The following is a 16,389-nucleotide window of genomic DNA, read 5'->3' as shown; positions in this document are numbered from 1 at the left end:
CGCTTCACATAACAATAATTCTGACAGGAACCTTTATGTTTTTTATCTGCAAGGAAGCCAGCGGCGGCCCCCGCACGTCTGGCAAAAAGTTAATGACCGTTTCACTGCTTGCGTCAGCTATCCATGCCCTGCTCTATTCACCTCAGGCACTTTCTGCCAGTCCTGAGAGCGAACAAACGATGATCGTCGAAGGCAGCAGCGGTACGGACAGCGACGAAACGCATGATTACAACGTGAAATCGACTCATGCGGGCACCAAAATGCAGCTTGCTCCGCGTGATTTACCGCAGTCTTTCAGTGTGATCACCGAGCAGCGCATGAAGGATCAGGATCTGGAAAATGTCGGTGATGTACTGACGAACACCACCGGTATTTCAGCACAGGTGGTGGACAGCGAGCGCTCGACCTACTTCTCACGCGGATTTGAAATCAGTAATTACACCTATGACGATATCCCCACCTCCGTTAGCGACGTGTGGAACTACGGCGATGCGGCATCTGATACGGCGATTTATGACAGAATAGAAGTGGTTCGCGGTGCAACGGGCTTGATGACCGGCGCAGGAAGCCCGGCGGCGTCGGTGAATATGGTACGCAAACATGCCGACAGCAAAATATTTACCGGCAATCTGAGTGCCAGCTACGGCAGCTGGAACGATCAGCGCTACGTGGCCGATCTCTCTGCCCCGCTCAATCAGGAAGGTTCCGTGCGTGCCCGTGTGATTGCCGGTTATCAGGACCAGGACGGCTGGCTCGACAGGTACCATAAGACCAAAAAATTCTTATACGGCGTTATTGATGCCGACGTAACCGACAGCACCCTGCTCTCATTGGGTTATGACTATCAGGAAAGCAACACCGATAACCCGACCTGGGGCGGTCTGCCAACGTGGTACAGCAACGGCAAGCGTACCGATTACGATCGCAGCCTGAACAGCGCCGCAGACTGGACGCGATATAACCTGAATTCGCGCAAAGTCTTTGCCAATCTGACTCACACCTTCGACAACGGCTGGATCTTCCGCGTGAACGGCACGCACGCGGAGCAAACGTTTAACGACAAGCTGCTTTATGTGATGGGCAATCCGGACGAAACCACCGGCGCAGGGACCACCGGTTTTGGCAGTAAAGACCGCGGCGAACGTCATCTGGACTCCATCGACACCTACGCCAGTGGCCCGTTTGAGCTGTTGGGTCGTCAGCATCAGCTGGTGGCCGGCGTGAGTTACAGCCGTCAGCATAATTCAACTTTTAGCGCCGATGGCCCGTTGGACAGCGAACAAATGGGTATCTTCAACAATGGCTGGACTGGCAATGTGGTCGATCCGCAATGGGGTGACTGGTATCAGAACGCCGATGACATCGTAAGACAGAAATCGGCTTACACCGCAGCCCGCCTGTCTCTCGCCGATCCGCTGTCACTGATCCTGGGGGCGCGCTACACCCAGTGGAGCACTATCGGCAGCAGCGGTGACATGAGCAAAAACAACATTACGCCATACGGCGGTTTGGTGTATGACATCGATGACACCTGGTCAGCGTATGCCAGTTACACCTCTATCTTCCAGCCGCAAACCAAACGCGACTCAAGCGGCCAGTATCTTTCACCGATTACCGGGAAAAACTACGAAACGGGGCTCAAATCCGACTGGTTCAACGGCAGCCTGACGGCTACTTTCGCGATTTTCCGCATCGAACAAGAAAACGTCGGGCAGGAAGTGGAAGGTGAATTTGTGAATGGCAGCAGTGAGCAGGCCTATCGTCCGGCGAAAGGCGCCGTCAGCAAAGGTGCGGAATTTGAATTAAACGGTGCCCTGACGGATAACTTGCAGATGACATTCGGCGCGACGCGTTATGTGGCGCGGGATTCTGAAGGCCGGTTTAACAGTAATATGCCGCAGACCACCTTCAAGCTGTTCACCCGTTATCAGGTGCCCACGCTGGCAGACCTGACCATCGGCGGTGGGATGACCTGGCAGAATAAAACCTTCCAGGATGCAATTGGGCCAGACGGCGAAACGCAGCGTGTTTATCAGGGAAGCTTCCCGCTGGCGAGCCTGTTTGCCCGATATCAGGTCAGCAAACAAGTCGCCGTTCAGGCGAATGTTAACAACCTCTTCGACCGCAGCTATTATAGCTGGCTTGGCGACTCGGCGGTGTACGGCGAACCGCGGAATGTCTCCGTCAGCGTAGGGTATACCTTCTGATGTTCTCGCCCTGGCGCTCGCCGGGGTCTCTTTTTGAAGTCTTAAGCCGCTCTCGCCTGTTCCGTCCTACTCCTTTCCATCGCTATCGTTGACAAGTCATCGGTGATCGCACACACTAAATGTGTACCAAGTACATTTTTATGTTCAGTACACTATCTTCCTCTTCAGAGAATCACTATGAATAAATCCCTGATTGTTATCTTCACAACAATCTGTCTCGATGCGGTGGGCATTGGTCTTATCTTCCCTATTCTTCCACGTCTGCTGGAAGACGTGGCGCACACCACCCACATCGCACCGTATATTGGCATCATGACGGCGCTGTATGCTGCGATGCAGTTTGTTTTCGCCCCGATGCTGGGCGCGTTAAGCGATAACATTGGTCGTCGACCGGTGCTGCTCATCTCCCTTGCCGGCGCGGCGATCAACTATGTTGTGATGGCGTTCGCGCCTCATCTTTGGATGCTGTTTGTTGGCCGTGCGATTGCCGGGCTGACCAGCGCCAACATTTCCGTCGCCACCGCCTACATCACCGATATTTCAAAACCTGAACAACGCGCGCGCCGTTTTGGCCTGTTTAACGCCATGTTTGGCATCGGCTTTATTATTGGCCCGGTGTTAGGCGGCGTGCTGGGCGATACCTGGATTCGCCTGCCGTTTCTGGTGGCTGCAGTGCTTAACACCTGTAACCTACTGATGGCGCTTTTTTTATTGCCAGAATCGCGCGTTCCGGCGCATCGTTCACTGAAACTTTCCGCGCTTAATCCTCTCCAACCGATGCGTTGGGTATTTTCAATGAAAAAGCTGATGCCGCTGGTGCTGGTCTTCTTCATTCTTAGCGCAACCGGTGAAGTATACGGTACCTGTTGGGCGCTGTGGGGCTCGGACACTTTCGCCTGGAACGGCATGTGGATTGGCCTGTCGCTAGGCGCGTTTGGCGTGTGTCAGACGCTGGTTCAGGCGTTTTTACCCGGCCCGGCGACCCGTCTTTTTGGTGAACGGGGCGCGGTTCTGGTGGGTGTCGCCTGCTCCTGCTGTGCGCTGGTGATCCTGGCCTTTACCCGTGAAGGCTGGGTGGTGTTCGCGATAATGCCGCTGTTTGCGCTGGGCGGGATTGGTGCTCCGGCGTTACAGGCGCTCGCCACCCGGCAGGTCGATGCAGATCGTCAGGGTCAGTTCCAGGGCGTGCTGGGGTCAGCCATCAGCCTGGCGTCGATTATCGCCCCGCTCGGCTTTTCGTCATTCTATTTTGTCGTACAGCAAAGCTGGCCAGGTGCTATCTGGCTATCAGTGGTTGTGGTGTACGCTATCGCGGTGCCGTTAATTATTCTGGGCACGCGTAAAAACGTTGACGCTGAATCCACTGATGCTGCGTAATTAAAGGAGAAACCATGTCTGAAGTTACCGACCGTCGTGCCAGAAAGCGTCTGGAAACGCGCCGCAATATTTCTTACGCCGCGACCGGACTGTTTGCAGAAAAAGGGTTTGATAACGTCACCATTGATGAAATCGCATCGGCGGCAGACGTCGGAAGAATGACGGTGTTTAACCACTTTCCCCACAAAGAAGATATGTTTTTCGACCGAGACGATGAGATTCGCCAAACGGTGGCCGACGCGCTGCGTCAGCGCAAGGACGCTGAGTCTCCCATTGAATCATTGCGCCTGTTGGCTCATCGGCTGATTGCTGAAGATCGCCCTTTCTTGCAGTTTTCCGACGCCAGCCAGGGGTTCATTGCAATCATTAAAGGCAGTGACACGCTCAAAGCGCGGGCCAGAGCGATTCGGGATGAAGTAGCAAACGGCGTGGCCGTCGAGCTTGCGCACTGTGCGGGGCGTGAAGACGTAGATGCAGATGCAGATGCGAGGCTTGCGGCTGCGCTACAGCTGGCCTGCTGGAGTACGGCGCTCATCAGCGCCCATGAGGAATTTGCGCAATCTCTCGACGCTACCCGGGCCGCCGCGACCTTTCTGAAACTGGTTGATAAAGGGGCCGCCGGGCTCAACGCGGCATTAGCCGGAACGCCTTACGTCTGATTAGCCTTCCGAACCCGCCGAGGCGCGTTTATCAAAGCGCTCGGCAAGGTTCGCCAGCGTGATATCCGCAAACTTCGCCAACAGCTTTTGTTCCGCTTCTGCCAGCACGCTTCCCAGCTCTTCATTTACGGCGGCTTCGACCGCGCAATTCGGATGCTCATCCCCGCTGCCAATGGCAAAAAGCTGCTTTACCCCGACCCCCTGATATATATCCAGTAGTGTTATTTCATTGAGGTCTTTCGCAATACGCCAACCGCCGTGATGCCCCTTCTCGGATGCCACAAAACCGGCATCCCGCAGCCCTGCCAGCGTGCGTCTGACGACGGCGCTATTGCTTCCGAGCATATGCGCGATTTGCTCTGAGGTGAACGCTTCGTTGCGTCTGGCCATGTGCAGCAGCACATGCAGCATTCGTGACAGCTTATTATCCTGGCGCATTGATGACTCCGCGAAAACGATTTCATGTATCTTACAATGTTACGTGAGATTGACAAGGCGATAAGTCATGTGATTTTATAAGTCACATGAAATCCCTTCCCTGCTCCAGGAGAAAACCATGAGCTCATCACCAACGTCTGCGCAGTTCTGGGACGATCGCTACGCTAACATTTCGCCGGTGTCGAATGGCAAACCGGGCACCATGCTGGTGCGCTTTACCGGAGATCTTTCCCCGGGTCGGGCCCTTGAACTGGGATGCGGCCGTGGTGACGATTCCGTCTGGCTCGCGAAACACGGCTGGCAGGTCACCGCCGTTGATATTGCTAAACAAGCTCTCGCCTATGCCGCTGCCAATGCCCGTCGAAATAACGTTGAAGAGAGCATTCACTTCGAACAGCATGATCTGTCGCTGACGTTTCCTGAGGGAGAATATGATCTGGTTACAGCGTCGTTTCTGGAATCGCCCGTCGATTTTGGTCGCCAGATGGTTTTGCGAAAGGCTGCAGCCCTTGTTGCACGCGGCGGCGTGCTGCTGATTACCTCTCACGGCTCGGCGGTTTCGTGGTCGGATCATCGACCGTCCCCCTTCCCCACGCCTGATGAAGCACGGGCTGAACTGCGACTGGGCGATGACGCATGGCAGTCCATTTTCGTCGGAAATATTGAACGGCTGGCGACGGGACCAAACGGCGAAACCGGGGACATTTTGGATACTGTGCTGGTTCTGAAGCGGTCCTGAGCACCAATACCGCCAAGACACAAAGTCAACACAGTTAATTATCATTATATTTACTTTTAGAGGCGCGTCATACTTCTGGAAAATAGATTATTTCGTTTATTATGCACTTAAAGTGCATGAATTTAGGCTTTAAAAGGCGCTCAGACGCCTTTTTCATTTGGATATTTATTCAAATATGCTGTTAAAAATTACTTCCACAACATCTCATTCCTGCGCTTCGCCTGATGCTAAATTTTAAAAAAGTGTTAAATTTATACTCACATAGTCAGTAACGCTATGGACCACGGTTAATTAAGAACATATTACTTACAATACTTAAGGTTCATCATGGATAAGTTATCTTACGCTTCAGATAGCAATACATCTGCCTGGAATACCTACCTGCAACAAATCGAGCGCGTTGCGCCCTACCTGGGCGAGCTGACCCGTTGGGTGGATACCCTTCGTCATCCGAAACGTGCGCTGATTGTCGATATTCCAGTACAGATGGACGATGGCACCATCCGTCATTTCGAAGGTTATCGGGTGCAGCACAACCTCTCCCGCGGCCCGGGCAAAGGCGGTGTGCGCTACCACCCGGATGTGGATCTGAACGAAGTTATGGCGTTGTCTGCCTGGATGACCATCAAATGTGCTGCGCTGAACCTGCCTTACGGCGGCGCAAAAGGCGGCATTCGCGTTGACCCGTTTGCCCTGTCGGAAGGCGAACTTGAGCGCCTGACCCGTCGCTATACCAGCGAAATCGGCATCATTATCGGGCCACAAAAAGACATTCCTGCTCCAGACGTTGGCACCAACGGCAAAGTGATGGCGTGGATGATGGATACCTACTCCATGAATCACGGCAGCACCATTACCGGCGTCGTCACCGGCAAACCGATTCACCTTGGCGGCTCTCTCGGACGTGAAAAAGCGACCGGCCGCGGCGTGTGGATCAGCGGCCGTGAAGTGGCGCGCCGGGCAAACATTCCGGTGGAAGGCGCTCGCGTTGCAGTGCAAGGTTTCGGTAACGTCGGCAGCGAAGCGGCTCGCCTGTTTGCCGCATCGGGTGCGCGCGTGGTAGCGATTCAGGACCACACCGCCACGCTGTTCAATGCGATGGGCATCGACATGAACGCCCTCACCGCCTGGCAGATTGAACACAAACAGATCGCCGGGTTCCCGGGGGCTGAAACCATCGCCAGCGAAGCGTTCTGGGACGTTGAAATGGACATTCTGATCCCGGCCGCGCTGGAAGGTCAGATTACCCGTCACCGCGCGGAAGCGTTGAAATGTAAACTGATCCTCGAAGGCGCGAACGGCCCGACCTATCCGGATGCCGACGATATGCTTGCCAACCGTGGCATTATCGTGGTGCCGGACGTTATCTGTAACGCCGGTGGTGTCACCGTCAGTTACTTTGAATGGGTTCAGGACATGGCGAGTTTCTTCTGGAGCGAAGAAGAAATTAACGCGCGCATGGATAAAATCATGACCGACGCAATGGTTCACGTCTGGGAAAAGGCAGCTGAAAAATCCTGTTCCCTGCGTACCGCCGCGTACATCGTTGCCTGCGAACGCATTCTCCTGGCACGTAAAGATCGTGGTATCTATCCAGGTTAAGGCCTGAAAACGGTGAGTCGCCCCTCGGCTCGCCGTTATTTTATCGTGCGCAATCAGCGATACTTTTCGCAAAACTGCGCAATATCCTGGTGCTGAAAATCCGCTAAGCGTGCAACGATCGTTTCCAGCGGCCAGTCCCACCATGCGATGCGCTGCAATTCGTTGGCAATGGTCCCGGTAAAGCGCGGACGTAACAGTTTGGCCGGAACCCCGCCGACAATAGTGTATGGCGCCACGTCTTTAGTGACTACCGCCCCCGCTGCCAGAACCGCACCGTCCCCTACCGTAACGCCCGGCAACACAATGACCCCGTGCCCCATCCAGACGTCGTTGCCAATAACCACCCGCTCATCCCGGCGCCGGGCGAAAAAATCATGATCGCGGGTGGCGTTCGGCGAATAGTATTCCGGGCAATAGGTGATGCGGTGCTGTGATGCACGTTCCATCGGATGATTCGGCGCGCCGAGGCGAACATGGTTGGCAATCGCCACAAAGCGGCCTATTTGCGCATCGGCAATCGTGCAATATTCCCCAACGTATGAGAAATCGCCGAGAGACGAATACTCCAGCGCGCTGTGCGCCAGAATCTCACACTGTTGGCCAATCCGGCATTCGCGCAGACGCACGCTGCTTTCAATAAAGGTTTCGGCAAGTTTTACGGTTTTCATTAACGCACAGCTCCAGAGAGAATTATTGATACTCTATTGCCTGTTTGTTAACAAAAAATGACCAGCGTTTTCGGTTAAATCACACAGCCTGCGCTATGCTGTAAGCCGTTGAAACCGCGCTAGGGAGTCAAAATGGCTGACTGGAACCCGTCGTTGTATTTGCAGTTTGCGTCAGAACGTACCCGCCCGGCGGCAGAGTTGCTCGCCCGTATTGCTAAACCTTCAGCAAAACACATTGCCGATTTGGGCTGCGGTCCGGGTAACAGCACCGAGCTGCTGCGGGCCGCGTGGCCAGAAGCCGCCATTACCGGCGTGGATAACTCCCCGGCGATGCTGGATAAAGCGCAAAAAGCGCTGCCGGATTGTCAGTTTGTGAATGCCGATATTGTCACATGGCAACCCGAACAACCGCTGGACGTACTGTATGCCAATGCGTCGCTACAATGGGTGTCCGGACATTCAGCGCTGTTTCCGCATCTGGCCTCACTGCTGGCGAAAGATGGCGTGTTAGCGGTGCAAATGCCGGACAACTGGCAGGAACCGTCACATGCCTCAATGCGGCAGGTTGCCGCCGAGCTTGGGTACCCGGCGCACAGACGCATTCCGCTGGAAAGCGTGCAGAGTTATTACGATTTATTGAGCGGTAGCGGCTGTGAAGTGGATATCTGGCGGACGACTTATTTCCACCCGATGGCATCGCATCAGGCCATCGTGGAATGGCTGAGTGCCACCGGCTTGCGTCCTTTCTTGCAGGATCTGGATAGCGTCAGCCAGAAGGCGTTTTTGAGTCGTTATCTGCAATTACTGGAAGAACATTATCCTCGCCAGCAAAACGGACAGATCCTGCTGGCGTTCCCACGTTTGTTTATTGTTGCTCGCCGCATTACCAGCTGAAGTCGCGGACTAAAGAGAGGTCCCAGGCCGTCGCGAACAAGGAAACAAAAATGATAATGTTCACGGCGGTCTCAATTTTCTTTTCCATGATGATTCTCCTGTTGGCTCGATGGCCATGTTACTGGGAAAATCTTAATGATTTCTTACCCTGCACGGTTACAGATTCATCCGATAAAGTACAAACCCTTCCACATCGGTGAACTCGTCATACAGTTTTCGGGCCGGATTATCGGTGCCAGTGTGCCAGTAAACGCGCGACCAGTTCTTCTTTTTACCTTCATCAACCAACGCCTGAATCAGCTGGCGGGCAATGCCGTGACCACGCATTTCAGGTGCCACAAAAAGGTCTTCCATATAACAAATGGTAGATAATTCCCACGTCCCCTCATGCAAAACGCTGTGCGTGAAACCCACGACATCGCCGTTAACAACGGCAACGCGCCCGTAAATCGGAGACTGGTCGTTCATCATCCGCTGCCAGGTTTTCTCCGTCACGGACTCACGGACGTTTGACTGGTAAAAGGCGTTATAGCCATTCCACAGGGTGCGCCACTGGGTTTTGTCCTGGGGTTGAATGTCACGAATCAAAACGTCCATTGCGGATTTCCTTAGGTGAGTTGATAGCACTTATCGGGGAGCATTTTTGCTGGCACGTCTTTTTCATCATTCATTTGCAGCAGATCGATCTCGATCGCGTTAGTGATGGCGTCCAGCGGCAGGTCATTATTTTCCACCCCGAACGGTTCTTCAAGCTCTTCCGCCAAAACATCCAGGGATATAAAAGTATAAGAAATCAACATCGAAATGAACGGCGTCATGTAATGCAAGTCACTCACCAGTGCAAATGGCAGCATAATGCAGAACATGTATACCGTTCGGTGCAGGATCAGCGAATAAGCGAACGGCACCGGCGTGCCCGCAATGCGCTCACAGCCAGCCAGCACGCCCGACATATCATTGAGTCGATTATTGAGACTGTGGAACAGAATGTCCGATAGCACGCCTTGCTGACGATGTTCTGCCAGCCAGTTGCCCATCAACAACAAAATTCTGTTCGCGGGAGACTGTACCGCTAAAACCTGTGCGAGCTGTTCTGGCGTCAGGTATTTCTCCAGCGTTTTTTCCTGCGGTAAACGACGTAGCTGCATACGCAGCGAGTGCGCAAACGCGATTTGCAGACGCACAAATGCCGTCATATCCGTTTCCGGCGGCAGCGTGTTTTTGACTTCGCGCAGCAGCGAGCGTGAGGCAATCATCAACTGGCCCCAGAGCTGGCGAGCCTCGACGTAGCGTGAATAACAGGCGTTATTACGAAAACCAAGGAAAATGGCGATGGCGACGCCAAGAATACTGAACGGCGCGACAGTGAGCTTCACGCCTAGCGAGGTATACCAGGGCAGCAGAATGATAACCGCCACTGACAACAGAAAATTGAGAAATAGTCGGGAGAAAATCTTGGGTAACACCGCGCCGTGCCAGACAAAAATGCGGGGCAGCCAGTGTTCAGTCGGTCTGAGGATCATGAGTCACTATCAGTAAGAAAGGAAGGCTGCGTTATTTAACGTGATCCAAATCACTCTTTCAAGTTTAATGCGATATTTAGCTACAAAACAATAACAAGTGGTAGTTTTACTTTTCGCTCTATTCGGCTCATAATGTGAGCCAATTACGATATTATTCGGCTCAGAGGTCATCATGACGCAATGGATCTGGCAACAACCGGACTGGCCCGCTTTTCACTGGCGGGACGAAACCGTTTTGCCGCTGCTGCGCCAGCTGCAGCGTAAATCCGGCGTGCTGATTGGCCGCAGCGAAATGCAGGACGAAGACCGGCAAACGCTGGATGCGCTGCTGTCGAACGTGCTCGCCTCTTCGGCGATTGAAGACGAACGGCTCAATGCCCAATCGGTCCGCTCGTCTCTCGCCCGCCGTCTTGGCGTCGATGAAGAAACACCGTTCCCGGTATCCGAGCGCTCTGAGGGCGTGGCGTCGATCATGCTTGATGCCATCGACAATCGCCATGCACCGCTGTCTATGGCTCGTTTGAATCAGTGGCACCATTGGCTTTTTCCGCATGACCCCTGGTCCATGCACGCCGTTCATGCGGGAGAATTGCGCGGCGGCGAACCGATGCAGGTCGTCTCTGGCCGAATGGATAAGCCGGTGGTGCATTTCGAAGCACCGCCGCGCGAAGGACTCGACGCCCTTCTGGACGCCTTTATTGCATGGTTCAATCAGAGTAAAGATGACCCGCTTTCGGACCCAATACTGCGAGCGGCCGTGGCGCATTTGTGGTTCGTGACGCTGCATCCGTACGATGACGGCAACGGACGATTAACGCGTGCGCTGACGGATCTGGCGCTGGCTCAGGCGGATAATCAGAGTATCAGGCTGTATGCTATGTCGGTGTCGATTCTTGAACGGCGGAATCACTACTATCGCATCCTCGAGCAGACGCAAAAAGGTGGCCTGGACGTGACAGAGTGGGTGTTGTGGTTTTTGCAAACGCTCGATGTGACGCTGGATACGGCACTGGCCAGAATCGACAGCACGCTGGCGAAGAGCCGGTACTGGAAACACAACGATTCGGTGCGCCTGACACTGACAGCCGAACAGCTGAAAGTGATCAATCGCCTGCTTGACGGCGGTGAATCAGGCTTTGCCGACGGGATCAGCGCCAGTCAGTATCAAAAAGTCGCCAAAGTCAGTAAAGCCACCGCCACGCGTCATCTGGCGTATTTTCTTGAACAGGGTTTACTGGAAAAGCTGCCCGGCGGCGGGCGCAACACACGTTATCAAATCACCCAACCTTCGTGAGCCGATAAACCTGGCCAATTCGGCTCTTATAGTGAGCCGAATATTTGCGGTATTTGGCTCATTTCTCCCCTGAGAGACAAAACGCGCTGAGGTGTTAAAGGGTGCGTTATTAAAGCCATAAATATGTATGTTGTAACTAATGCATATTCTACATAACCCGGCACGCTGGCCGGGTCAGATTCAGGCAATCAGCAAAGCGGTTTAACGGCTTCGCGCATCCCCTTCGTCAGTATGGTATCAAGGTCGTGCGTCACCTGCTCAACCAGACCGTTAACTTCTGTCAGGTCCTGCTCCCAGTGCTCTTTCACCGACAGCACAGACTCAACCAGCGACGTGGTGCTGATTTGCTTATCGTGATGCAGCGACCAAAGCTGCTGGTAGCGCTCAAGCCAGTGCGCATCGTCCTGCACCGGATAGCGTTCACCGTGACGTTCAGCACGATAAAATGCAATCAGCGCCGCCAGGGAGAACGTCAGTCGTTGAGGCAGTTTCCCGGTCGCGGCCTGCCCCGCCAGCAGTTGCGGCAGAATACGGGGGCGGAATTTGGTCATTCCATTCAGCGAAATCGACAGTAGCTGATGCTTGATGTACGGGTTACGAAAACGCCCGGTCACCGCACGGGCAAATGACTCCAGTTCATCGCGCGGTAAATCGAGAACCGGGATAATTTCCTGATGAATCGCTTTCTCAACGAATGCGCAAACGTCGGCATCGTTCATTGATTCACCCACGGTATCCAGCCCGGCCTGATACGCGACCGGCACCAGCGCGGTGTGCGCGCCGTTGAGGATCGCCACTTTACGTTCTTTATACGGTTTGATGTCATCGACAATCAGCACGTTGAGCGAAAGTTTGTCGAGACGCAGTTCGCGGGCCAGTGTTTTTGGCCCCTGAATCACGAACAGGTAAAAGTGCTCGGCAGTATCGAGGAATCCGTCTTTATAACCGAGCTCAGCTTCGAGATTTGCCGCTTCATCTCGCGGATAACCGGTCACGATGCGGTCAACCAACGTGGAACAGAATGCATTGGCAGTATTCAGCCAGGCCACAAATTCCGCCGGTAGCGCCCATTCCTGTGCATAGCGCAGGACCAGTTCACGCAGGGCATTGCCATTATAATCAATCAGCTCACACGGAATGATGACCCAGCCTTTATCCGCCGCACCATTGAAGTGGCTGAAACGTTCGAACAGCAGACGCGTCAATTTCGCCGGATAGCTCACCGCTGGCGCATCTTCAAATTTGTCGCCCGCGTGATAGCTGATACCCGCTTCAGTGGTGTTAGAGAACACAAAGCGCATCTCAGGATTGTGCGCCAGTTTCAGGAATTCCTGATAATCGGCGTAGGCGCTGATTTCACGGTTAACAGAACGAATCAGACGCGCGTCGCTGACGGCTTCGCCCTGCTCGTTCAGGCCGCGAATGATGGTAGTGTAGAGGCCATCCTGGGTGCTGAGCGACGGCGGAAAATCGCTATCGATTGGACGCACAATCACCACGCCAGAATTGAGGTCGGTGTGCTCGTTCAGGAGATCAATTTGCCAGTCGACAAAAGCCCGAAGAAAATTACCTTCTCCGAACTGAATGATGCGTTCAGGGTACTGAGCGCCGGGAAAATCGCGGCGGTTTAATGTTTTCACAATGGGTTTCCCTTATTGATTGGTCATACAGCCTGCGTTATTGGTCTAATAACTTATCAGACTTTAAAACCAGGAAACCCTGTTTTGATCAAACCGGATGCTGCTTTTGAGGCGGTTTATACAAATTTGTAATAGACCGACGTCGCCGTCATTTCACCGTCAGGCATCAGCGCATAGCGCGGGATCTCACCGGCCTTTTGCCAACCGCACTGCTGATAGAAGTCTTCCGCGCCGCTTCCCGTTGCGGTGTCGAGTACCAGAACCGATTTAGCCTGAGCGACAGCTTCCTGCTCCAGGGCGGACATTAACCGTCGCGCAATGCCCTGACGGCGACCGCGAGAGTGGACTAACAACTTTGCCACTTCCGCGCGATGCGGTTGGTTTTCCGGTAAATCGGTGATCAGCTGGACCGTTCCGAGCAGAGTACCGTCGCCGAGCTCTGCGGCAAGAACGACACGCTCGTTCGCCGCCACGCTGTGAGCGATTTTTTGCCAGAATGCCACTGCTTTATCGGGGTGAAATGGCAGCATAAAACTGACAGACGCCCCGCCGTTCACGCTATTGACCAGAATCTCGCTCAGCTCAGGCAGGCGTTGCAGAATGTCGTGATGGGAAAGAGGAAAAACGCGCAGCGACAAAGTCATGTTGGGCTCCTTGAAAAAGGTTTTCACTATCCACTTAACAAACTAACAACACAACAAATCGGTCATAGGCTTTGCTTATTCATTTGGCTATGACACAACCGTATTGAAGATACCTTCTTCAGCCAGAGATTTGGCGCAGGTTTTGTTACGCCCGGCTTTTTTAGCCCGGTAAAGATACTCGTCGGCTTCCACCAGCAATTCATTGAAGACATCAATATTTTCGTTGCTGCCGAGCGTTCCGCTTCCGGTCCCAATACTTACCGTAACCCGCAGCGGCAGCTGTCGCCACTGGAACACGTTGGCTTCGACACGCTGACGAATTTTCTCAGCCAGATGATAACCATCCAGCGGATCACGCGTTTTCGCGGCAACCACAAACTCTTCGCCGCCCATCCGTGCCACCAGCCCCTGCCCACCCACCGTGTCATACACCTGACGCGCAAACGCCGCTAGCACATAGTCGCCACATTCATGGCCGTAGTTATCGTTCACGCTTTTAAAGAAATCGATATCCAACAGCATCACCGTCAGATGCTGACTGGTATTGGCGGGTTGGTTTTTGAGGGCTTCATAGAGGCCAGAGCGCGAGTAGACGCGGGTCAGAAAATCGAAATCCGCACGCAGCGAAACCTGACGAACAAGATTATTGATGGCCGCCACGGTGGTAGAAACGATCACCGGACTGATAGCCAGCGACGCAATCCCCAGACGCGTGGAAAAAAGCTGTGCGGTTTGCAGCGGCCCGCTCACGCCAAGATTGATAATTCCATTCGTCACCAGAATGATTTCACTGGCTCCGGTAATCAGCGTCAGCGCAGAGGTGACCGGCAACGGATAACGAAGGGCGCACCAGATAAGCGCAGGCAGCGGAAAAGTGAGACTCCCTGCTCCGCCAATAGCGATCGCCGCCAGCATAGAGAGCACCAGCGTCAGCACCGGCAGCAGTTGTTGCCAGCGGATCCGGGTAATTTCGTGTGGCAACGTCAGGGTCATAACGCACGGTAAAATCAGCACGCCGGTAGAAAACTGTTCGCTAAACCAGTCCGCCAACAGCGGCATGAATGATTGCCTGTCGATCCCGACCGATCCAAGCGCACCCAACAGCGCGCAGAAAATCGCGGAAATAAGACAGTAATAGAATAACCGCAAAGCGTTAATTGGCTCAGGTTCACTCCCTGCCTGACGTTTATCGCGCATGACCAGCTGCGCCACCATCACGATAAACACCATATTCGAGGCGTTGATTATCAGCGACGCAAAGCCCCATTGGGTCGTCATTACGTCAAAAAGCAGCATTGCGCCGTAGCAAATCGCATAATAATGCAGTCGGTTAAGCCAGACGTAGCGGGCAAATATTGCTGCCATCACCGCATTCAGCGGCCAGAAGAGCGAAAGCTCCTGCACAAGGCGCAGCATAGCGCCCATCGCATAAAACAGTGTGGTGATAATAAACAGGAAAAATACATTACGCAGGACATGCGCTTCACTGAATACAGTAAATCGGGGGACAGAAATCGAACGCATTAATTATTTTCCATATAATCGCAAGCAGCAATTATTTCGGCAATTACAGGGTAATGATTGGTAATACAGATACTATTGATCACAATCTGCGTATTAACAATTATCTGTGTTAGTTATTTGTTGTCCATTTGCAACGCGAAGCGATGAATAAATCAATAGACTGAACGCCCCAACCGCTGGGTTAGTTTTTCCAGAATCGCGGTCCCCGCCAGCGAGTTCCCGGCGTCATCAAGCTGTGGACTCCAGACGGCAATCGCCATTTCGTGCGGCACAATCGCCACGATCCCTCCGCCCACACCAGATTTCGCCGGAAGCCCCACGCGCCAGGCAAATTCCCCGGCATTCTGATACATCCCGCTGGTCGCCATTAACGCATTCACCTGGCGTGCCTGTAACGGCGTGATGATGGTCTGATCGCGCTGTGGGAAATGCCCTTGATTCGCCAGAAACAGAAAGGTTTGCGCCAGTTCGGCACAGCTCATTTTAAGAGCGCAATAATGGAAGTAGTTTTGCAGCACCGTCGCCACGTCATTATGGAAGTTGCCGAAGGACTTCATCAACCAGGCAATAGCGGCATTACGGGCGGAATGATCGAGTTCGGATCGCGCCACCACCGTGTCGTAGGCAATATCCTCGACGCCGGACAGCATGCGCACAATCTCCAGCATGCGCTGACGCGGCGCACTGAGACGACTTTGCAGCATGTCGCATACCACCAGCGCGCCGGCATTGATAAACGGATTACGCGGAATACCCTGCTCGATTTCCAGCTGCAGCAGTGAGTTAAACGGCTGTCCGGACGGATCTTTCCCCACCCGCTGCCAGATTTCCTCTTCGGCGTAGTGATTCATCGCCACCACCAGACTCAGCACTTTGGAAATCGACTGAATGGAAAAACGCTCCTGCGCATCGCCCGCAAAAAAATGCTGGCCATCAACGGTACTGATGGCAATACCCAGCTTTGCGCCATCCACACAAGCCAGTGCCGGAATGTAGTCCGCCACTTTGCCTTTCCCAATCAGCGGTTTTACCTCTGCCAGAACAGATTCCAGCATACTGTTATCGATGACCGTTGCCACTCTTGCTCCTTGCCCACAGGCCGATTTCGGCTTGCGAGTATACCAGCGTCAACGGTTGAGCGCACAGTGTAAGCACCAGAGGAGAGAATGCAGAATTCAGG

General features: G+C 53.7%; 15 protein-coding genes. 7 read left to right on the top strand and 8 right to left on the bottom strand.

Annotated features, from left to right (window positions below; genetic code table 11):
- The first annotated feature begins 35 nt into the window (after nt 1-35).
- The 3 genes from fhuE to MUU51_RS06500 all read left to right on the top strand — a co-directional run bounded on the left by fhuE (nt 36) and on the right by MUU51_RS06500 (nt 4,243).
- Nucleotides 36-2,207, top strand: a complete 2,172-nt coding sequence (fhuE, locus tag MUU51_RS06510) for a ferric-rhodotorulic acid/ferric-coprogen receptor FhuE (RefSeq protein ID WP_258967395.1) — start codon at nt 36-38, stop codon at nt 2,205-2,207.
- A gap of 177 nt (nt 2,208-2,384) precedes the next feature.
- On the top strand, nt 2,385-3,584 hold the full coding sequence (locus MUU51_RS06505; RefSeq protein WP_374684786.1) for a TCR/Tet family MFS transporter: 1,200 nt from the start codon (nt 2,385-2,387) through the stop codon (nt 3,582-3,584).
- A gap of 14 nt (nt 3,585-3,598) precedes the next feature.
- The gene (locus MUU51_RS06500) at nt 3,599-4,243 is read left to right on the top strand and encodes a TetR/AcrR family transcriptional regulator (protein WP_258967393.1); all 645 of its coding nucleotides are present in this window, start codon (nt 3,599-3,601) and stop codon (nt 4,241-4,243) included.
- Here MUU51_RS06500 and MUU51_RS06495 read toward each other — a convergent pair whose 3' ends face one another.
- A complete protein-coding gene (locus MUU51_RS06495) occupies nt 4,244-4,681 on the bottom strand; it encodes an RrF2 family transcriptional regulator (protein WP_258967392.1) in 438 nt (145 codons plus the stop codon).
- A gap of 118 nt (nt 4,682-4,799) precedes the next feature.
- Here MUU51_RS06495 and MUU51_RS06490 point away from each other — a divergent pair, with 118 nt between their 5' ends.
- On the top strand, nt 4,800-5,420 hold the full coding sequence (locus MUU51_RS06490) for a class I SAM-dependent methyltransferase (RefSeq protein WP_258967391.1): 621 nt from the start codon (nt 4,800-4,802) through the stop codon (nt 5,418-5,420).
- 327 nt (nt 5,421-5,747) lie between these two features.
- Nucleotides 5,748-7,022, top strand: coding sequence for a Glu/Leu/Phe/Val family dehydrogenase (locus MUU51_RS06485; protein WP_159768394.1), 1,275 nt, complete (start codon nt 5,748-5,750; stop codon nt 7,020-7,022).
- A 53-nt stretch (nt 7,023-7,075) separates the two neighbouring features.
- Here MUU51_RS06485 and MUU51_RS06480 read toward each other — a convergent pair whose 3' ends face one another.
- Entirely contained in the window at nt 7,076-7,690 is a 615-nt protein-coding gene (locus MUU51_RS06480; RefSeq protein ID WP_159768391.1) for a DapH/DapD/GlmU-related protein, read from the bottom strand.
- Between the two features lie 132 nt (nt 7,691-7,822).
- On the opposite strand from MUU51_RS06480, the gene tam reads away from it, so the two are divergent.
- The gene (gene tam / locus MUU51_RS06475) at nt 7,823-8,584 is read left to right on the top strand and encodes a trans-aconitate 2-methyltransferase (protein ID WP_159768388.1); all 762 of its coding nucleotides are present in this window, start codon (nt 7,823-7,825) and stop codon (nt 8,582-8,584) included.
- A 156-nt stretch (nt 8,585-8,740) separates the two neighbouring features.
- Here the strand turns inward: tam and MUU51_RS06470 are convergent, their stop codons facing one another.
- On the bottom strand, nt 8,741-9,181 hold the full coding sequence (locus MUU51_RS06470; protein WP_258967390.1) for a GNAT family N-acetyltransferase: 441 nt from the start codon (nt 9,179-9,181) through the stop codon (nt 8,741-8,743).
- 11 nt (nt 9,182-9,192) lie between these two features.
- On the bottom strand, nt 9,193-10,107 hold the full coding sequence (locus MUU51_RS06465) for a bestrophin family protein (RefSeq protein WP_258967389.1): 915 nt from the start codon (nt 10,105-10,107) through the stop codon (nt 9,193-9,195).
- Between the two features lie 169 nt (nt 10,108-10,276).
- Here MUU51_RS06465 and MUU51_RS06460 point away from each other — a divergent pair, with 169 nt between their 5' ends.
- The gene (locus MUU51_RS06460) at nt 10,277-11,401 is read left to right on the top strand and encodes a Fic family protein (protein ID WP_258967535.1); all 1,125 of its coding nucleotides are present in this window, start codon (nt 10,277-10,279) and stop codon (nt 11,399-11,401) included.
- Between the two features lie 188 nt (nt 11,402-11,589).
- Here MUU51_RS06460 and MUU51_RS06455 read toward each other — a convergent pair whose 3' ends face one another.
- From MUU51_RS06455 to glsB, 4 genes are all read right to left on the bottom strand, one after another.
- Entirely contained in the window at nt 11,590-13,041 is a 1,452-nt protein-coding gene (locus MUU51_RS06455) for a tagaturonate reductase (RefSeq protein WP_258967388.1), read from the bottom strand.
- 116 nt (nt 13,042-13,157) lie between these two features.
- Nucleotides 13,158-13,685 (bottom strand): GNAT family N-acetyltransferase, encoded by a 528-nt coding sequence (locus tag MUU51_RS06450; protein ID WP_258967387.1) that lies wholly within the window; start codon nt 13,683-13,685, stop codon nt 13,158-13,160.
- 87 nt (nt 13,686-13,772) lie between these two features.
- Nucleotides 13,773-15,209, bottom strand: a complete 1,437-nt coding sequence (locus MUU51_RS06445; RefSeq protein WP_258967386.1) for a sensor domain-containing diguanylate cyclase — start codon at nt 15,207-15,209, stop codon at nt 13,773-13,775.
- Nucleotides 15,210-15,361: 152 nt separating this feature from the next.
- A complete protein-coding gene (gene glsB, locus MUU51_RS06440) occupies nt 15,362-16,288 on the bottom strand; it encodes a glutaminase B (RefSeq protein ID WP_258967385.1) in 927 nt (308 codons plus the stop codon).
- Nucleotides 16,289-16,389 lie beyond the last annotated feature (101 nt).

Origin of the sequence: Scandinavium manionii (assembly GCF_024764775.1) — a bacterium.
GTDB classification, from domain to species: domain Bacteria; phylum Pseudomonadota; class Gammaproteobacteria; order Enterobacterales; family Enterobacteriaceae; genus Scandinavium; species Scandinavium manionii.
The sequence above is the reverse complement of the archived record's forward strand: the minus strand, read 5'-3'. Positions and strand labels throughout refer to the sequence as shown.